Source organism: Zoogloea sp. GDB6 (genome assembly GCF_056724105.1).
On the sequence record NZ_CM161497.1, the window covers coordinates 3,780,657 to 3,798,666 of the forward strand.

Annotated in this window: 15 protein-coding genes and 1 tRNA gene; 5 read left to right on the forward strand and 11 right to left on the reverse strand. The window is 64.1% G+C overall.

Annotated features, from left to right (window positions below):
• Nucleotides 1–97 precede the first annotated feature (97 nt).
• The 3 genes from AC1PQG_RS17190 to AC1PQG_RS17200 all read left to right on the forward strand — a co-directional run bounded on the left by AC1PQG_RS17190 (nucleotide 98) and on the right by AC1PQG_RS17200 (nucleotide 2,561).
• Nucleotides 98–547, forward strand: coding sequence for a hypothetical protein (locus AC1PQG_RS17190; protein ID WP_481119034.1), 450 nt, complete (start codon nucleotides 98–100; stop codon nucleotides 545–547).
• Nucleotides 548–617: 70 nt separating this feature from the next.
• Nucleotides 618–908 (forward strand): hypothetical protein, encoded by a 291-nt coding sequence (locus tag AC1PQG_RS17195; RefSeq protein WP_481119035.1) that lies wholly within the window; start codon nucleotides 618–620, stop codon nucleotides 906–908.
• An 855-nt stretch (nucleotides 909–1,763) separates the two neighbouring features.
• Nucleotides 1,764–2,561: a hypothetical protein gene (locus tag AC1PQG_RS17200; RefSeq protein ID WP_481119036.1), complete on the forward strand. Its 798-nt coding sequence runs from the start codon at nucleotides 1,764–1,766 to the stop codon at nucleotides 2,559–2,561.
• A gap of 198 nt (nucleotides 2,562–2,759) precedes the next feature.
• Here the strand turns inward: AC1PQG_RS17200 and AC1PQG_RS17205 are convergent, their stop codons facing one another.
• The 11 genes from AC1PQG_RS17205 to AC1PQG_RS17255 all read right to left on the reverse strand — a co-directional run bounded on the left by AC1PQG_RS17205 (nucleotide 2,760) and on the right by AC1PQG_RS17255 (nucleotide 13,504).
• Complete coding sequence (locus AC1PQG_RS17205; RefSeq protein ID WP_481119037.1) at nucleotides 2,760–3,629, reverse strand: replication initiation protein; 870 nt, start codon at nucleotides 3,627–3,629, stop codon at nucleotides 2,760–2,762.
• A 96-nt stretch (nucleotides 3,630–3,725) separates the two neighbouring features.
• Nucleotides 3,726–4,583, reverse strand: coding sequence for a helicase RepA family protein (locus tag AC1PQG_RS17210; RefSeq protein ID WP_481119038.1), 858 nt, complete (start codon nucleotides 4,581–4,583; stop codon nucleotides 3,726–3,728).
• 13 nt (nucleotides 4,584–4,596) lie between these two features.
• A complete protein-coding gene (locus AC1PQG_RS17215) occupies nucleotides 4,597–4,845 on the reverse strand; it encodes a helix-turn-helix transcriptional regulator (RefSeq protein WP_481119039.1) in 249 nt (82 codons plus the stop codon).
• Between the two features lie 110 nt (nucleotides 4,846–4,955).
• A complete protein-coding gene (locus AC1PQG_RS17220; RefSeq protein WP_481119040.1) occupies nucleotides 4,956–6,155 on the reverse strand; it encodes a tyrosine-type recombinase/integrase in 1,200 nt (399 codons plus the stop codon).
• A 163-nt stretch (nucleotides 6,156–6,318) separates the two neighbouring features.
• Nucleotides 6,319–6,394 (reverse strand) — tRNA-Ala (locus AC1PQG_RS17225).
• 56 nt (nucleotides 6,395–6,450) lie between these two features.
• Entirely contained in the window at nucleotides 6,451–7,431 is a 981-nt protein-coding gene (locus AC1PQG_RS17230; RefSeq protein WP_481119041.1) for an L-threonylcarbamoyladenylate synthase, read from the reverse strand.
• 6 nt (nucleotides 7,432–7,437) lie between these two features.
• Nucleotides 7,438–8,592, reverse strand: coding sequence for a 5-(carboxyamino)imidazole ribonucleotide synthase (locus tag AC1PQG_RS17235; RefSeq protein ID WP_481119042.1), 1,155 nt, complete (start codon nucleotides 8,590–8,592; stop codon nucleotides 7,438–7,440).
• Between the two features lie 18 nt (nucleotides 8,593–8,610).
• Entirely contained in the window at nucleotides 8,611–9,108 is a 498-nt protein-coding gene (gene purE, locus AC1PQG_RS17240; protein ID WP_481119043.1) for a 5-(carboxyamino)imidazole ribonucleotide mutase, read from the reverse strand.
• A 3-nt stretch (nucleotides 9,109–9,111) separates the two neighbouring features.
• Nucleotides 9,112–9,969, reverse strand: a complete 858-nt coding sequence (gene folD / locus AC1PQG_RS17245; protein WP_481119044.1) for a bifunctional methylenetetrahydrofolate dehydrogenase/methenyltetrahydrofolate cyclohydrolase FolD — start codon at nucleotides 9,967–9,969, stop codon at nucleotides 9,112–9,114.
• Between the two features lie 213 nt (nucleotides 9,970–10,182).
• Nucleotides 10,183–10,815: a response regulator transcription factor gene (locus AC1PQG_RS17250; RefSeq protein WP_481119045.1), complete on the reverse strand. Its 633-nt coding sequence runs from the start codon at nucleotides 10,813–10,815 to the stop codon at nucleotides 10,183–10,185.
• Nucleotides 10,790–13,504: a PAS domain-containing sensor histidine kinase gene (locus tag AC1PQG_RS17255; RefSeq protein ID WP_481119046.1), complete on the reverse strand. Its 2,715-nt coding sequence runs from the start codon at nucleotides 13,502–13,504 to the stop codon at nucleotides 10,790–10,792. Before AC1PQG_RS17255 ends, AC1PQG_RS17250 begins: the two co-directional genes overlap by 26 nt.
• Before the next feature lie 197 nt (nucleotides 13,505–13,701).
• Here AC1PQG_RS17255 and AC1PQG_RS17260 point away from each other — a divergent pair, with 197 nt between their 5' ends.
• Together AC1PQG_RS17260 and aceE are read left to right on the forward strand one after the other, a co-directional pair.
• Nucleotides 13,702–14,895: an ABC transporter substrate-binding protein gene (locus AC1PQG_RS17260; protein ID WP_481119047.1), complete on the forward strand. Its 1,194-nt coding sequence runs from the start codon at nucleotides 13,702–13,704 to the stop codon at nucleotides 14,893–14,895.
• A 430-nt stretch (nucleotides 14,896–15,325) separates the two neighbouring features.
• Nucleotides 15,326–18,001 (forward strand): pyruvate dehydrogenase (acetyl-transferring), homodimeric type, encoded by a 2,676-nt coding sequence (gene aceE / locus AC1PQG_RS17265; RefSeq protein WP_481119048.1) that lies wholly within the window; start codon nucleotides 15,326–15,328, stop codon nucleotides 17,999–18,001.
• Nucleotides 18,002–18,010 lie beyond the last annotated feature (9 nt).

Below are 18,010 nucleotides of genomic sequence, written 5' to 3' on the forward strand. Positions count from 1 at the left end.
TCTGATTGCACTGACTCCGAAATGCACAGCATGTACAGCATGGTTTATTAAGCCGTGCATATGGAGCTGTATTTTTAATATAAATAGGAGCACTTGTATGAATAACGACAACCTGGATTCTGTGTCCAAAGCTTACCGCGATATAACGTTACTGCTGAGTGGAGAGCCCGATAACGATGCGACGGAAGTTCTGCGAGATATCGTGCTACGTGAGTTAGCACACCCAACTCTCGACGATGAGCCCGCAGAAAACATGGAGGAGGCCATTCGGCGTGTAGCGAACAACCTCTCCGCTGATGCAACGAATGGCAAGTTTGGTGCAGTTAACGTGTATGAAAATGGTTTCGTTGAGTACTTCATCGGCCATGACGGCACTTGGATGAGCCCGAGAGATTTGCTTAATGCTGCGCTGGATGGAGGTGGCTGCCCCCGCTGGTATGAGGACGATTGGATTATGGACAACACAACCGGTGAATCCAGGGGCGCTCGTCAAGCGGCTATCGAAGCAGAAGAGGAGGCAGAATGGCGAGCCTGCTCTCGTCGTTGAATTCAGCTGCACCAACTAACTCAACACACTTCTGCCGCATCTAACTGCAGCCTTCCAAAAGGATTTTATTATGACCTCGTACACTGTTTGCTCGGATGCTTATATCGGTTTTGACGCGATTAACCATTCCCTGAGGGATGCAATAGGTATTGATGTGGATGATGTTATTTTCCGCGCCGACCGCCTTTTTGATGCGGACCCCCGCACGGCGAACCTTATTTGGCGGCCGGAATTATCTGAAATTCACACCGTAAACTTCAATGAGGAAGCAGAGGATGACTGGTTTCCAGAAGATTTTGACCCCGCTGAGTTTGTCAAAGAATGCCTAAAGATGGCTTACGAAGAGGCCTGCTACGAATAAGCTTACCGGGGGCACGGAAGTCCGTGCCCCCGATTTCATCCTTTCCGGTCTTGGCATTGGGAGAGCGTTTGCTTTCCATCGCGCTTCGTCTGAGTTCGCTTCCTTGGCATAACACCCCAGCCAACAGACCAGACTGCAAGGGCGTAGCCGAAGCCGTAGCCCATCAGGGAGCAGATGCAGGAGAGTTCCCTGCGCCGACACCAGTGGTCGCGGCTCCTCCGCTGCGACAACTCGCACGGTCTGGCAACAGTCCGTGCCACGACAGCGGCAAGCCATCGGCGCGCAGTCGCTGGGCAACAGCCGAGCGACGCAGGGGAGCCACGACGGGAACGAAGGACATGGCGTGGGGCCAGGGCACTGCTGCCCGCCGCCCCTGGAGGTGCGTCCGCCCCCAGCGGACCGCCGGAAGGCGGGGGGAGCCGCAAGGCACGGCCCGGCAGGTCGCAGACCGTCGCCGAGGTCGAAGCGCCCCCAAGGGTGCTGGTGACGCAGAGGGGGGCGTAGCCCCGGCGCCCCAAGCCGCAGGCGCGGGAAACCTGGTCAAGTCGTGCAAAGCAACGACCGAAGGCCCGGCCGGAGCCCGCGGCGCGTCCAGCGACGAGGGTTGAGCGGGTTTCCCGCGCCTGGAACGGTGCGCGAAGCGGACCGTGGAAGGTGTGGGGCGCCCCCGTTGTTTGGGACACGGGCGACGTCCAGGAGCCCGAGCAGCCGGGCTTTCGTCCAGAAAGCGGAAAGGCTGCGGTGGACCTCAGCCGCAGCGCGGCTGTTCGTTTCCCTGTTCATCCCCTGTCGCAGCGGCACACGAACAGGGGGGACGTCGCTATACGAGTTATCTACACAACAGGGAGATAACTCGTGACAGAGAGAGACGGACGAGCAATTGCTCGGGAGAACGACATCAAGGTGCTGCGAGCCTTGCACCGCTTCGGCTGGCTGCGTACCCGTGACATCGCGGCGCTAGTCTGGCTGCGCTGGGCAAGAAGTCCAGCAGGCGAGCCGGACCTGAAGCCACCCGCGTCGACCGCCGCGGGCCTGCGAATGGCCCAGAGGACGCTGAAGCGCCTGCGCGACCAGCGGCTCGTGCTGAGCAGCCGCGCGCCCGACGGCAGCGTGATTTACGCGCTAGCCGAGGCGGGTGCTCGCGCGCTCCAGCAAATCGGCATCGCGGCGGTCACGGGCAAGGACATGGTGCGCAACTTCAGTTCTGCGCATTTCCGCCACAGATGCATAGCTAACGAGATTGCAGTCGGGGGTATTGTGGCCGGCTTCCGGGTATCCACGGAGCGGGAGATTGCCCAAGGGCTTTGGCTTGGTGGCGAGCAAGGCATCACAGGCAAGAAGCCCGATGTGTTGATTCGCGCCACCAATGCAGTCTGGTGGGTCGAGGTCGAGCGGTCGCGGAAGAATGCCAAGGACTATGCGCGCTTGTTGCAATGGCTGGGTACTGTGGCGCAGGACGCCTTTCGCTCAACCGGCCCCATGCTGTTGGGCGAGAAGGTGCGCTGGGGGAAGGTAGTTTTCATCTGCACGCCAGTGTTCCAAGCGAAGCTGACCCGCGACCTGGCTGCTACGGGCTGGAAAAAAATTCACCTCGACACCCTCTTGTCTTTCAAAACGTCGCTATACAGATTCGAGGACATATCATTTTCATAATCAAGGGCATGGGGAGCGGCTTGGGTCGGCACCGCTCTGCACGTTATTTTCTCATCACGGTAAAAATCAAGCCGTGAGGCAAGGGGGACGCGTCGCCGGCCCCCTCTTGTTTTTTATGGGTCCGAATGCGTTAACGCACCCCCCGCTTTGGGCGGGTGGGCGCTGTTATCTGATATGGCTTTTGTCTCACTCGCTCATCTACTCGGGCACAAGCAGACCGCTTTTCCGGCGGCGGTAGTATGTCGCCCGACTGATGCCTTGCTCCGCCCAAGGCTCGCCGTGTTCGGTTGTGGTAGCGGGGCGGCCGCCGCGCTTGCCGCGTGCAGACTGGACGGCGGAGAAGGCCGCGTCGCTGAAGTTCCGCCAGGTCCACCGGGCGATGCTCTTGGCGACAGCCTTCACCTCGTTGAAGGCAAGCGGCACAGGGAAGGCGTTGAGCCGCTCAGCTTGGCCGATTACGGCCCGAAGCCACTGGTCTGCGGTCGCGTCATTCCGCTTGTACTGGCGCAGCCACTGATAGGCCCAGGCACGCAGTTCGTCGAACAAGGTGCAGTTGCGGCCAAGTCCCAGCGCCTCACGCTGTGGTCGGTGTTTGGGCAGATTGACGTACTCGGCCAGTTCCCCAAGCTCGTAGAGGTGCTGCACCCAGAGCGCCCGCCAAGCATCGTGAAACGGGTTCTTGGCGATGAGGCCCGCGTAGCCAGGGTCAGCGCAGAGCTTCACGAGGAAGGCCGCCTGGACGGCCGCTGCGTAGCGGATTGGGGCGTCTCGCGCGGCATCGCTCATCCCGACCGGGGTCGTCAGGCCGTAGAACAAATGCGCATGGCCGTTTTCCGGGTTGCTGACAGTCAGTGTGGGCGGCGGCAGATTGGCCTTTTCCCAGGCGAAGGCTGCACCGGAGTAGTCAAGGTCAAAGACCAGCCAGGCCGCTTCGAGCGGCGCGTTCGGCTGAAGGTGCCGGTGTTGCAGTGCAGTGGCAGTCGGGCGGATGACCAGACCATGGGAAAGGTCGTCGGAACAGTAGGGCCGGCGTGGAAGCCGGGTTTGAAAGATTGTGGATGTATCCATCGGGGCTTGCGCCCCGGCAGTGCGTTACTTCAAATATGTCCTTGTGCTGCAAAATCCCCGATGGTTGTCCTCTTGCGCAGGCCGGGGCTCTCCTGGTTAGGTGGAAAGTAGGCGTGCCCCGCCGACTGCCCTGCTCTTGGGCGCGGTCATCGGCAGTTGCACGAGTGAGAACCGGCCGCCGGGTCCGCGCTTGAGCCAGCAGCGGGGGCGAGGCGACAGGTAGTTCGTTTTGGCGAAATCGAGGGCGACGTACTGCGGGCGCTCGGCTTCGGAAATCATGTGCTGGTCGGCGGTCTTCTCGTCCAGCCTCGAGAGATTGAGCTGCCACCGGGCGCCATCGACCAAGGCGCTAGAGCCACGCGCTGCGTTCTGCGAGGACGTATCCGCGGCAGATGCCCGGTTGGCGTGGTGCAGACCGACCACGGCCGCTCCCGTCGCCTTGGCAAGCTGCTCCATGGCGACGACGAATCGGGTCATATCCGAGCTGTTGTTCTCGTCGCCACCGTGCATCCGGCGCAGTGGGTCGATGATGATGAGGCGCGCCCCTTGCGCCACCGCCCGCAGCTCGTCGTAGAGCGCGGTCGGTCGGCCGCCGTCAAGCAGAGTGCAGGACTCGCCGGCCATTGGCAGGAGCACGAGATTGTCGTAAAGGCTGGGGTCGCCCTGCTCGTCCAGTCGAAGCAGACTGCGGATGCGCTCAGCAAGTAGGCGGTCGGATTCCTCACCAGCCAGGAAGACCACTCTTCCAGGCTGGCAGGCTGGGAAAAGCCCGCCGGCCACCGGGCGCCCGAGGGCCAGGGAGGCAGCGACGTCCAAGGCGAGTTGTGATTTGCCTGTCGCGCCAGGCGCAACGACAAGGCCGAAGGTGCCCGGTAGCAAGCCTGGTAGAACGAAATCGAGGGGTGGCAGTTGGGCTGTCAGCGCCCAAGTCAGGTCCAGTGAGCGGAGGGGCATCTGATACTCCCGCTCAGTGCACATGCGCGGCGCGATAGCCGACCGGGTCGGCCATCCACTTGCGCACCTCGGTGGTCGGCCAGGCTGTGGTTCGCTCGGAGAGTTTGACAGGCTGCGGGAACGTACCGTCCTTCACGCGCCGCCAAAGCGTTGCGCGGGAAAACGGGAGAAGACCGGCTGCGTTCTTCTTGGCGTCACCGACCAGTTGCTTTTCTCTCAGAAAAGCAGTTTCCTGGAGAAGATTAGGGAGTTCATACGTCATCACTAAGACCATTCTTGAGTTGCGGTCTAAGGTATAGAGACGAGAAGCTCCGTATCGAGACGATTTTCGATGATATATTTAAATAATAAATCTCAGTAAGATAGTTATTTTCAATCAATCTCTTCCGGCGGCGCCCGAAGTTTATCGAGATAGTCCGACCACGCTTGCATCATCTGGCGACGTCCATCAAGGTGGGCCGTGCGGTTGTACGCCCGCCCGTTGGCGTCTCGCACTGCGTGCGCAAGCTGATGCTCAATCCATTCGACGCGATACCCCAGCACTTCATCCAGCACCGTGCGGGCCATAGCCCGGAAACCATGGGCAGTGATGTCGTCTTTGGTGGAATATCCGAGAGTACGAAGCGCTTTGTTGATGGTCCCATCCGATAGCGGCTTGCCAGGTCGCTGCCCCTTGAAGACATACACCCCCTCCCCCGTTAGCGGTCGCAGTTCTTCTAGGATTTCGAGAACCTGCCGGGACAGCGGAACGATGTGGGGCAACTTCATCTTCATTCGCTCAGCAGGAATCTCCCACCTCGCCGCCCCGAGGTCGAACTCGCGCCACTCGGCGAGGCGAAGCTCGCCAGGGCGAAGGAAGACATGGGGCGCTATCTTCAGCGCGCACTGGACCTCAAAACTGCCTCGGTAACCGTACATATCCCGCAGGAGCGGAGCAATCTGCTCGGGCTCCGTAATACTCGGGAAGTGCTCCGGCTTCCAGGGTGTCAGCGCATCTTTCAAGTCGACGGTGAAATCCCGCTCGGCCCGGCCCGTAGCCACCGCATAGCGAAAGACCTGGCTACAGTTCTGCTTAGCTCGATGTGCGGTTTCGACCGCTCGGGCTTCGATGCGGCGCAAGACGGTCAGCAGCTCTGGCGGCTTGATGTCCCCCATCGGCCGTGGCCCAAGCCATGGAAAGACATCACGTTCAAGGCGACGAATAACTTTGTCAGAATGCTTTTCTGACTTGGTCGTCTTCCACCTGTCGAACCACTCGCGCGCGACTACCTCGAAGCTGTTCGCACTCGACTCAGCTCGCGCCTCCTTCGTGGCCTTCCGGTGCGAACTAGGGTCAACACCGTTTGCGATAAGTTTGCGGGCATCATCCCTGCGCTCACGCGCCAGGGCGAGACTCACGTCCGGGTACACGCCCAGCGAAAACCGCTTTTCCTTGCCTTCAATGCGGTACTTGAGTCGCCACCACTTGCCCCCACTGGGTGCAACTTCGAGGTAAAGCCCCTTCTCGTCCGAAATTTTATAAGGCTTTTCCTTGGGCTTGGCCTGCTTAATCTTGATGTCTGTGAGCGGCATTGGGGGCAACTCCTTCACGCTGTGCTGAGTTGCCCTCAATGTTGCCCCCAGTTGCCCCGAGATGCTAGGGGGCAACATGAGACAAGGCGAGACAAAGAAAAAGCCGCTGAGCTAGTAGCTGAGCGGCTTTTGAGGTGTCACGAGATTTCGTGAGACAGTGTTCTGGTGGACCGAATGAGGATCGAACTCACGACCTCCGCATTGCGAACGCGGCGCTCTCCCAGCTGAGCTATCGGCCCACGCGAAGCGCGCATTATAGCGAACTTGGGTGCAGATGCAAATACTTCCCGTACGTTCAGGTTTCGTCGTCTTCGCCCGAACCCACTGCCGCACGCCCTAGGCGATCGGCCACCGCGGCCCATTCGGGCGCATCCGGCAAGGCTTCGACCAGGATGCGTACCGCCGGGGACTCGTCGAGGCTGCGCAGCGCCGCATACAGATCATGGCCGTAACCGGTCGGGTCGGCAGGCGCGGCGATCCAGATCACGTCCACGGGCAGATCAGCCGGCGCAGGCCGGCGGGCCAGCACGGCATCGCCGGTCTGCAGGCGAGCGGGAATATTCTCGGCCGGCACCAGTTCCAGCGGCGTCCGCGGCGCGTAGTGGGCAGCCAAAGCGCCAGAAACGCGGGGCGCGGCATCGGGCTGAGCTTCCTCGCCGCGCAGCCGCGGACGGCGACCGATGACGCGGGCGATGTCGTCCACGCCGATGGCGCCCGGACGCAGGATCACCGGCACGTCCCGCGACAGGTCGAGGATCGTGGATTCCAGGCCGACCTCACAGGGTCCGCCGTCGAGGATCAGTGCGACGCGATCGCCCAGTTCCTGGCGAACGTGCTCGGCGGTGGTCGGGCTGATCCGTCCGAAACGGTTGGCTGACGGCGCTGCGATGCCGGAGCCGAAGGCGCGCAGCAATTCCAGCGCCACCGGATGATTGGGCACGCGCAGGCCGACGGTGTCCTGTCCGCCGGTGACCACGTCGGGCACGCCCTCTTCCTTCTTCAGGATCAGGGTCAGCGGGCCGGGCCAGAAGGCGCGGGCCAGCGCGATGGCTTCCTTCGGAATGTCGCGCGCCCAGGTGGTGAGCTGTTCCGCGTCGGGCAGATGGACGATCAGCGGATGGTCGGCCGGACGGCCCTTGGCGGCGAAGATCCGCGCCGCTGCATCGGGGTTCAGCGCGTCGGCGCCGAGGCCATAGACCGTCTCGGTCGGCAGGGCGACCAGCTCGCCCTGGCGCAGCAGTTCGACTGCGCGCCGGATATCGTCGCCCATCGCCATTGCCGATTACTCGTCCCGGATGCCGATGGCCGCGCGGGCTGCCATGGCCTTGGCCAGCACCTCGGCGGGATCGTCGCCGATCACCGTGAAGTGGCCCATCTTGCGGCCGTGGCGGGCGTGGTGCTTTGCGTACAGATGCAGGCGCAGGCTGGGCACGGCGTGCAGCAGGGCCCAGTCCGGCTCCCGGTAGCGGCCCTGCGGCGAACCGCCTTCGTACCACAGCTCGCCGAGCAGGTTCACCATCACCGATGCGCTGTGCTGGCGCGCCTCGCCGAGGGGCAGGCCGCACAGGGCGCGAACCTGCTGCTCGTACTGGCTGGTCACGCAGGCGTCGATGGTGTGGTGGCCGCTGTTGTGAGGGCGCGGCGCCATTTCGTTTACATACAGCTCGCCACGGGACACGAAGAACTCCACCGCCAGCGTGCCGATGAAGCCCAGCCGCTCGGCGATGCGCTCGGCGTACTCCTGGGCCGAATCCCGCTGGCACGCGGAAGTCCGCGCCGGCGCGATGGACACGTCGAGGATGCCGCGGCTGTGCTGATTCTCGACGGTCGGGAAGCATTTGACCGTGCCGTGCTCGTCGCGGGCCAGCACCACCGACACTTCGTAATCGAGGCTCAGCATGCGTTCCAGCACGCAGGGCTCGCCCTTGAACTGGCGGAAGGCGGCCAGCGCCTCGGCGGCATTGGCGACGCGGGCCTGGCCCTTGCCGTCGTAGCCGAAACGCGCCACTTTGAGGATTGCCGGGTAGAGGCCGGCATTCGCCGCGGCGATGTCGGCTTCCGCCTGGATCACCGCGAACGGCCCGTGGGGCAGTCCGTTGTCGCGCAGGAAGGATTTTTCCGCGATGCGGTTCTGGCACACCGCCACCGCCGCCGCGCCAGGGCGCACCGGCACGAACTTGGCCAGGTAGTCGAGGGTCGCCGCCGGCACGTTCTCGAACTCGGTGGTCACCGCGGCGCAGGCTTCGGCGAGCTGGTCGAGGGCCGTGAAATCGTCGTAACCAGCCTGCAGGTGGCGGTCGGCGATCAAGCCGGCCGGGCTGTGGGGATCCGGGTCGAGGACCCACACCTTGTAGCCCATCTCGTGGGCCGCAGCGACGAAGAAGCGGCCGAGCTGGCCGCCGCCGAGCATGCCGAGGGTGGCGGGCGGAAGAATCATCGTTTCAATCCTGCGAAATCAGACCGGGTCGAGGGTCATTGCCAGTACGCTGGCGGTCTGCTCGGTGCGGAAGGCTTCGAGCTTGTCGGCCAGCGCCGCATCGGTACCGGCCAGCAGCGCCACCGCGAACAGGCCCGCGTTGGCGGCGCCCGCCTCGCCAATGGCGAAGGTGGCGACCGGAATGCCCTTCGGCATCTGCACGATGGACAGCAGCGAATCCTTGCCCGACAGTGCCTTCGATTGCACCGGCACGCCCAGCACGGGCACCGTCGTCTTGGCGGCGATCATGCCCGGCAGGTGGGCCGCACCGCCGGCACCGGCGATGATCGCCCGCAGGCCCCGCGCACGCGCTTGTTCCGCGTATTCGAACATCAGGTCGGGGGTGCGGTGGGCGGAGACCACGCGGGCCTCGAAGGGCACGCCGAAATTCTTCAGCACCTTGGCGGCGGCCTGCATGGTGGGCCAATCGGAATTGGAACCCATGACGATGCCGATGACGGGTTGTTGCTCGCTCATTGTTCAGGCCTTCCGGGCTGCGCGGGTTGCCGACTCGACGGTGTTGGCGAGCAGCATGGTGATGGTCATGGGGCCGACACCGCCGGGCACCGGGGTGATCGCACCGGCCACGTCCTTGGCGGATTCGAAATCCACGTCGCCGCACAGCTTGCCATCCGGCAGGCGGTTGATGCCCACGTCGATGACGACCGCGCCGGGCTTGACCATGTCGCCGGTGACGAACTTCGGCTTGCCGATGGCCGCCACCAGGATGTCGGCGCGGCGGGTGTGGAAGTTCAGATCGCGGGTGCCCGAGTGGCACACGGTGACGGTGGCGCCGGCGGCGGTGAGGAGCATCGCCATCGGCTTGCCGACGATATTGGAGCGGCCGATGACCACGGCCTCGGCGCCGCGCAGCGGCATGTCGATGCTCTTCAGCATTTCCATCACGCCGTTCGGCGTGCACGGCACGAAGGCTTCCTGGCCCTGGGACAGGCGGCCGACGTTCTCGGCGTGGAAACCGTCCACGTCCTTCTCGACGGAAATGGCCTCAAGCACCGCTTTCTCATCGAAGTGCTTCGGCAGCGGCAGCTGCACCAGGATGCCATGCACTGACGGATCGGCGTTGAGCTCGGCGATCTTGCCGAGCACGTCGGCCGGTGCAGCATCCTGCGGGTATTCGAACTTGAGGGACTTGATGCCGGCCTTCTCGCAGCCGGCCACCTTGTTGCGGACGTAAACGGCGGAGGCCGGATCGCCGCCCACCAGGATCACCGCGAGACAGGGCTGGGTGCCCTGGGCGGTCAGTTCAGCCGCCTTCGCGGCGAGTTCTCCGCGCAGTTTCGCGGAAAGCGCGTTGCCATCGATAATGCGAGCCGTCATGCCGCTGCCCCTCAGGAAAAACCCGTGAGTTTACCACGGCTTGCACCTGGGACGAATTTGGCTTTTGAATGGCCGCGTAAAGCATCACGAGGGCCACACAAACCCGGAACCACCCGACAGGGAGGATTTCATTCACCCATGGACTCCGGTCGGCGAACCAAGGGCGGATGACCCCGCTCCCACAGAAGCCGGACGCCCTGCCCCCGGCAACACTCAGGCCCGGTTCACCTCGATGGCCATCACGTTCTGCACCAGCTCCGCCAGGGACTGGGCGGCCATCTTTTCCATCACGCGGGCGCGATGGACTTCGACGGTCTTGATGCTGATCCCCAGCACGTCGGCGATCTGTTTATTGAGCTTGCCAGCGATGATCAGCTCGAGGACCTCGCGCTCCCGCTGGGTGAGTTGGTCGAGGCGGCGCGCCACCTCCGCATCCTGGCGGCGGCGGGCGCGGCTTTCCTGCTCCTTGGCCAGGCACTGGGTGACGAGGCGCAGCAGCTCGGCATCGTTGAACGGCTTCTCGATGAAATCCACCGCACCTTTCTTGAGGGCGGCCACCGCCATCGGCACGTCGCCATGGCCGGTGATGAAGATGATCGGCAGCGTGCAGTACTGGGCGCGCAGGCGCTCGTGCAGCTCCAGCCCGCTCATGCCGGGCATGCGCACATCGAGCAGCAAGCAGCCGTTGAACTCCGGCCGCCAGGCACGCAGAAAGTCCTCGGCAGACGCGAAGGCCTCGACCTTGAACCCCTGCGATTCAAGTAGCCAGACCAGGGAATCGCGCAGGGCTTCGTCGTCATCCACCAAGTAGATGATCTGTTCAGGCGTCGAGGCTGGCGGTTTCACGGATGGTCTCCAGAGGCAAAGTGAAGCGGAAGATACATCCTCCCGCGGGGTTGGCGTCTACCCATAGACGCCCTTCATGGAATTCGACGATGGAACGGCAGATGTTGAGCCCCATGCCCATGCCTTCCGACTTGGTGGTGTAGAAGGGCGTGAACAGCCGCTCCCGCGCCTCGTCGGAAAGCCCGGGGCCGTGGTCGGTGATCTCCACTTCCACCTGGTCGTGCTCAACACAGTGGGCCGACACGATCAGCACGCGCTCCTCGGCCGGCGTATCGCGCATCGCTTCGATGCCGTTCTTGACCAGGTTGAGCACCACCTGCTCGACCATTACCGCGTCGACGAACACCGGCGGCAGGTCGTGCGGCAGCTGGTTCAAGACCTGCGCACCATGGCGGCGGGCATCCACCTCGAGAAAGCCGATCGCGTCATCCACGATGCCCGCCAGGGACACCGGCGCGCGGCGCGGCTCGCTCTTGCGCACGAACTCGCGCACGCGGCGGATGATCTTGCCGGCCCGCTCTGCCTGGGCGCTGGCCTTCTGCATCGCGGTGAGGATGTCCTCGCGCCGGTATTCGCCGGATTGCAGCCGATTGACGCAACCCATCGAGTAATTGGCGATGGCCGCCAGCGGCTGGTTGAGTTCGTGGGCCAGCGTGGACGCCATCTCGCCCATAGTGATCAGGCGCGAGGTGCGCTGCAAGCGCTCCTGCTGCGCACGGTTCTCCTCATCCACACGCTTGCGGTCGGTGACGTCGGTAGCGATCGCCATGCGCACCACGCGGGCGTCCACCCAGCGGATGGCCCGCTCGCGGATGTGGTACCAGCGGCCCGACAGCGCATTGCGCAGCTCGCCATCGTAGAGCTCCCGGGGCACGTGATCCAGCGTCAGGCGGCGCGGATCGACGTCGTACCACTGGGTATCGGGCGGCGTCGGCAGGCCGTAGCGCCCAACCCGCTGGCCGACCGCGTCGAAACCGTAGATGCTCTTGAAGGCCCGGTTGGCGAAGAGGATTTCGTCGTTGGCGGCGTCGGCCACATACACCGCCGCATCGAGGCCGTCGAGCACGGCCACGAAGCGCTCGTGGGCCGCCTCCAGTTCGGCGCGCACCCGTTTCGGCTCGGTGATGTCGGTGATCGAGGCCATCCAGCCGGTCTGCCGCCCTTCCCCGTCGATCAGCGGCGACAGGTAGAAGCGCGTATCCAGGCGCTGTCCGTTCTTGCGCCGGATGCGCATCTCGAAACCGGTGTTCGGCGCGTTGCCGGCGAGGGTCAGTTCCAGATTGCGCTGCAACGGATCGTAGCTGTCCTTCGGCCAGTAGGGGAAAGGCGCCCGCGAGCCGACCAGTTCCTCCCGCGACCAGCCGGTCATGCGGCAGAAGGCCGGGTTCACATAGATGATCTCGCCGTTCAGGTCGATGGCGCGCAGACCGGTGACCAGGGATTCCTCCATCGCCTGGCGGAAGGCGTACTCGGCACGCAGCGCCTCCTCGGCCGCCTTACGCCCGGTGATGTCGTGGGCGACGGCGTACATCAGCTTTTCCTCGGGCACCGAATTGACGCTCCAGGCCAGCCACTTGTAGCTGCCGTCAGCGCAGCGGCAGCGATTCTCGAAGGCGCCCGGCGTGCCCGAGGCGAGGCTGCGCAGGTGCTCGATGGTCTCGGCCACGTCTTCGGCGTGGATGAAGTCGAGGAAGGAGCGCCCGGGCAGGTCGTCCGGGCGATGACCGAGGATCCGCTCGAAGGCCGGATTGCTGCGCCGGAACTCCCCGTCGAGGCTGAGGATCGCCAGCATGTCGAGGGACAGATTGAAGAGGCGGTCCCGCTCCTTCTCGACCCGCACGCGGCGGCGCATGTGGGCGCGCAGCAGCCACAGGCTCCACAGCACGAACACCGACAGCCCGACGATGACAATGATCGGAAAACCCTTCGGCAGATCGCTGGCCACATGATAGGCCGTCGCTTGCAGGGACAGGCCGTTGCCCGGCGGATCGAGCTCCACCGAGAAGGCCAGGCTCTCGTCGAGGGGATGGACCGCCGAGTTCATGCCCAGCACTTCGCCTTCAGGACCGGTGAAAGCGAGGCGGTACTTCTCGCCGAACCAGCTCGGCACCAGGTGCGTGACCATGCGCTCGATGGAGTACACCGCGATGATCGCCCCCAGCGGAGTGCGCCCCTGCTGCACCGGCACATAGACTTCCAGCACGGCCATGTTGCGCCCATTCACGTAGGCCTCGCCGTACACCGGCCGTCCCACCTCCCAGGCCCGCGCCAGCACTGCCGCCTGGGTGCCCGATAGCGCATCGCCGACCAGCCAGTCGGTGGTGTCGAAGGGTGCGGTCCATTTAACGCGCTGCTCGCCGGCGACCCACACCACGTTAACCAGTTCTGGATTGTTGGCGATGTGCTGGTTGGCCCGCACCTGGAAGGCATCGGCATCCAGCGTACCCGCCGCCAGCTCGCGGGCCAGCTGGGACAGGAACTCCTCGGTGCCCTGCATGTGCAGGCGCATCGTCTGTTCGGCCCACTGCACGTCGCGCGCCAGCGCGTTGCGCTGGGTCTCGCGCTCCTGGTGCTGCAGCGTCCACACGATGACCAGCATGGCCAGCGCGAACACCAGCACGGCAATGTAAGGTGCCGTCCAGTACCAGTCGGCACGGGGCAGCGCGGAAGATCGAGACTTGTTCGGCATTTGCCTTTCATCCTGCTAGGGTCCGCCAGGGCCGGGCATCCGGGCTTACCCTAACCGGGCAGCCCTTGCCCCTCCAGGCACAACAGGCCGGATGCTACGGGTTTTCACCAATACCCGCCCCCAAGGCGACGGAATAGCTTGCAGCGTTCATCCGCAGCGACTTGCAACAACACCTACAACGACAGGCGGAGACACCCTTGCTTCGAATCGTGCGCCTGGCCGGCATCGCCGCCTTCAGCCTGACCGCGCTGTGCGCCAGCGCCGTCGAGCCGATCAAGGTCGGCGTGTCCGGCCCCTTCACCGGTGGCTCGAATCCGATGGGCGTCGCGATGCGCGACGGCATCCGTCTGGCCGCGCAGGAGATCAACGAAGGCGGCGGCATCCTCGGCCGGCCGATACAGCTGATCGAACGGGACGACGAAGCGCTCCCCGAACGCGGCGCCCAGGTCGTCCAGGAGCTGATCAACCGGGAGCGCGTGATCGCGGGCCTCGGCATCGTCAATACCGGCGTTGCGCTGGCCAGCCAGCGCTTCTACCAGCAGGCCCACATCCCGATGATCACCTCGGTGGCCACCGGCTCGATCATCACCAAGCAGTTCCTGCCGCCCCAGTACCCGGACAACTACATCTTCCGCGTGTCGGCGCCGGACTCCATCCAGGCCGCGATGATCGTCGAGGAAGCGGTCGAGCGGCGCCACCTGCGCCGGCTGGCGATCTTCCACGACAGCACCAATTATGGCCAGCTCGGCCGCGAGGACCTGGAACGGGCCCTCGAACGCCACGGCATCAAGCCGGTCGCCATCGAGCGCTTCAACATCCGCGACGTGGACATGACGCCGCAGCTGACCCGTGCCCGCGCCGCCGGCGCCGAAGGCATCCTCACCTACGGCCTGGGCCCGGAGCTCGCGCACCTTGCCAACGGCCTGGTGCGGATCGGCTGGAAGGTGCCGCTGGTCGGCAGCTGGGCGCTGGCCATGTCGAACTTCATCGACAACGCCGGCCCCAACGCGGAAGGCACCCGCATGCCGCAGACCTTCATCCAGGAAGGCGAGACGCCACGGCGCAAGCGCTTCATCGAACGTTACCGCAAGGCCTTCGGCGTGGAACGCATCCCGGTGCCGCCGGCCGCAGCCCAGGGTTATGACTCCATGCTGCTCCTCGCCGCCGCCATCCGCCAGGCGCGCAGCACCGAAGGCCACCGCCTGCGGGAGGCGCTGGAATCGCTGCAGGAACATGTAGAGGGCATCGTCATGGTATATGATCGCCCCTTCTCCAAGACCGACCATGAGTCCATCGACTCGACGCGCATCCCGGTCATGGGGGAAGTACGCAACAGACAAGTGGTCTTCGCCTACGACGAAGACCGGAAGCGGGACGCGTTTCACAAATGATCCCGCCACGCGGAACACCCATTTCCGCAAGCGGCCGGGGGTTTTCTCCCTCCCTCCCTCGCCCCCGGCCGTTTTTTTTCCTCAATCCGTCGAACGAAGCTTCGCCGGCCGAGGCCTTCGGGCCCGGCCGGCGCTAAGCCTTGCGGACACACCCTCCGATGTCCGCGTTCCCGCTCCTCGCCAATCCACCCCACCGTCGTTCCGCGCGGGCGCAGTCGCGCCCGCAGTCCGTCCACCGCAGTCCGCCACCGGTCAAAAAAACAAAAATTTACTCAGAGTAGAAGTTCGCCCTTATTGCACATTGCGATAGTTCGTTTTATATTGCGAAAAATCAGGACCGCGATCCGGTCCGCGCAGGTTTGCAGTGAAGCCCCGCTGCCGCCACCCGCGGCAGCTATCCACAACCCGCAAGTCATGAGGAGACAAGACCATGGCCGCGAATACGCAAAACATCCTGGCTGACATCGATGCCCAGGAAACCAAGGAATGGCTGGACGCGCTCGAAGCAGTCGTCGCTCAGGAGGGCTCCGAGCGGGCTCACTTCCTGATCGAGAAGCTGATCGAAGCCGGACGTGAGGAAGGGATCGACATCCCCTACTCCGCCAACACCCAGTACATCAACACCATTCCGGCCGACCAGCAGCCCAAGTACCCGGGCGATCCGGACATGGAGATCAAGCTCCATTCCTACATCCGCTGGAATGCCATGGCCATGGTCGTGCGCGCCAACAAGCACACCAACGTGGGCGGCCACATCGCCTCGTTCGCTTCGGCCGCCGCCCTCTATGACGTCGGTTTCTCCCACTTCTGGAAGAGCGTCGACCACGAAAGCGGTGGCGACCTGATCTTCTTCCAGGGCCACTCGGTGCCGGGCGTCTACTCCCGCGCCTACATGCTCGGCCGCCTGTCCGACGAGCAGATGGACAACTTCCGCCAGGAAACCGACGGCAAGGGCATCTCGTCCTACCCGCACCCCTGGCTGATGCCGGACTTCTGGCAGTTCCCCACCGTCTCCATGGGCCTCGGCCCCCTGTGTGCGATCTACTCCGCGCGCTTCATGAAGTACCTCGCCAGCCGCGGCCTGATCGACGCCGCCAAGGCCGAGCAGCGCAAGGTGTGGGCTTTCCTGGGTGACGGCGAAACCGACGAGGTCGAGTCCCTTGGTGCCATCGGCATGGCTGCCCGCGAGAAGCTGGACAACCTGATCTTCGTGATCAACTGCAACCTGCAGCGCCTGGACGGCCCGGTGCGCGGCAACGGCAAGATCATCCAGGAACTGGAAGCCGAATTCCGCGGCGCCGGCTGGAACGTCATCAAGCTGATCTGGGGCACCCACTGGGACGCCCTGCTGCAGCGCGACACGAAGGGCATCCTCAAGAAGCGCATGATGGAATGCGTGGATGGCGAATATCAGACCTTCAAGGCCAAGAACGGCACCTACGTCCGCGAGCACTTCTTCAACACGCCCGAGCTGAAGGAACTCGTCGCCGACTGGACCGACGACGACATCTGGCAACTGAACCGCGGCGGCCACGATCTGTTCAAGATCTTCTCCGCCTACAAGGCCGCCTCCGAGCACAAGGGCCAGCCGACCCTGATACTCGCCAAGACCATCAAGGGCTTCGGCATGGGCCAGTCCGGTGAGGCGATGAACATCTCCCACCAGCAGAAGAAGCTCGACATCGAGTCGATCAAGCGCTTCCGCGACCGCTTTGGCCTGCCGGTGCCCGACGACCAGCTCGCCGAGCTGCCCTACCTGAAGTTCCCGGAAGACTCCGCCGAATACAAGTACATGCGCGATCGCCGCATGGAACTGGGCGGCTTCCTGCCCAGCCGCCGCCGCAAGGCCGACGCTCTGCCGGTGCCGGCCCTCGACACCTTCGGTGCGCTGCTGAAGGCCTCCGGCGAAGGCCGCGAGCTGTCCACCACGATGGCCATCGTGCGCATCATGAACACCCTGCTGAAGGACAAGCAGATCGGCAAGAACATCGTCCCGATCGTGCCCGACGAGTCCCGCACCTTCGGCATGGAAGGCATGTTCCGCCAGTACGGCATCTGGAACCAGCAAGGCCAGAACTACGTTCCGGAAGACCATGACCAGCTCATGTTCTACAAGGAAAGCGTCACCGGCCAGGTTCTGCAGGAAGGCATCAACGAAGCCGGCTCGATGGCCGACTGGATCGCCGCCGGCACCGCCTACAGCGTGCATGGCGTGCAGACGATCCCGTTCTACATCTTCTATTCGATGTTCGGCCTGCAGCGCACCATGGACCTGTGCTGGGCGGCTGCCGACCAACGCACCCGCGGCTTCCTGATCGGCGGTACCGCCGGCCGCACCACGCTGAACGGCGAAGGCCTGCAGCACGAGGACGGCCACAGCCAGCTCCTCGCCAACATGATCCCCAACTGCATCAGCTACGACCCGACCTTCCAGTACGAAGTCGCCGTGGTCGTGCAGGACGGCCTGCGCCGCATGTTCGCCGAGCAGGAAGATGTCTACTACTACATCACCGTGATGAACGAGAACTACGAGCACCCGGAAATGCCGGTGGGTGCCGAAGCCGACATCATCAAGGGGATGTACGCCTTCCGTAAAGGTGGCGAAGGCGCGCTGCGCGTCCAGCTGCTGGGCTCCGGCACGATCTTCAACGAAGTCATCGCCGCTGCCGACCTGCTCAAGAACGACTGGGGCGTCGAGGCCGACATCTGGGGCTGCCCGAGCTTCAACGAACTGGCCCGCGACGGCCAGGACGCCAGCCGCTGGAACCTGCTGCACCCGCTCGAGGCGCCGCGCAAGTCCCACGTCGAGCAGAAGCTCGAAGGCGCCGTCGGCCCGGTCATCGCCGCCACCGACTACATCAAGCTGTTCGCCGAGCAGATCCGTCCCTTCGTCAAGAACCCCTACATCACGCTGGGCACCGACGGTTTCGGCCGCTCCGACACCCGCGAGAAGCTGCGCCACTTCTTCGAAGTGGACCGCCACTGGGTCACCCTGGCCGCCCTCAAGGGCCTGGCCGACGAAGGCAAGATCGACCGCGACAAGGTTGCCGCCGCACTGGTCAAGTACAACCTTGACCCGTCCAAGCCGAACCCCCTGTCCGTCTGATCGCCGAGG

Coding starts and splice junctions, on each gene's coding strand:
- aceE (WP_481119048.1), top strand. CDS start 15,326: ATGGCCGCGAATACGCAAAACATCCTGGCTGACATCGATGCCCAGGAA.
- AC1PQG_RS17190 (WP_481119034.1), top strand. CDS start 98: ATGAATAACGACAACCTGGATTCTGTGTCCAAAGCTTACCGCGATATA.
- AC1PQG_RS17195 (WP_481119035.1), top strand. CDS start 618: ATGACCTCGTACACTGTTTGCTCGGATGCTTATATCGGTTTTGACGCG.
- AC1PQG_RS17220 (WP_481119040.1), bottom strand. CDS start 6,155: ATGCCGCTCACAGACATCAAGATTAAGCAGGCCAAGCCCAAGGAAAAG.
- AC1PQG_RS17215 (WP_481119039.1), bottom strand. CDS start 4,845: ATGACGTATGAACTCCCTAATCTTCTCCAGGAAACTGCTTTTCTGAGA.
- AC1PQG_RS17255 (WP_481119046.1), bottom strand. CDS start 13,504: ATGCCGAACAAGTCTCGATCTTCCGCGCTGCCCCGTGCCGACTGGTAC.
- AC1PQG_RS17210 (WP_481119038.1), bottom strand. CDS start 4,583: ATGCCCCTCCGCTCACTGGACCTGACTTGGGCGCTGACAGCCCAACTG.
- AC1PQG_RS17235 (WP_481119042.1), bottom strand. CDS start 8,592: ATGATTCTTCCGCCCGCCACCCTCGGCATGCTCGGCGGCGGCCAGCTC.
- purE (WP_481119043.1), bottom strand. CDS start 9,108: ATGAGCGAGCAACAACCCGTCATCGGCATCGTCATGGGTTCCAATTCC.
- folD (WP_481119044.1), bottom strand. CDS start 9,969: ATGACGGCTCGCATTATCGATGGCAACGCGCTTTCCGCGAAACTGCGC.
- AC1PQG_RS17205 (WP_481119037.1), bottom strand. CDS start 3,629: ATGGATACATCCACAATCTTTCAAACCCGGCTTCCACGCCGGCCCTAC.
- AC1PQG_RS17230 (WP_481119041.1), bottom strand. CDS start 7,431: ATGGCGATGGGCGACGATATCCGGCGCGCAGTCGAACTGCTGCGCCAG.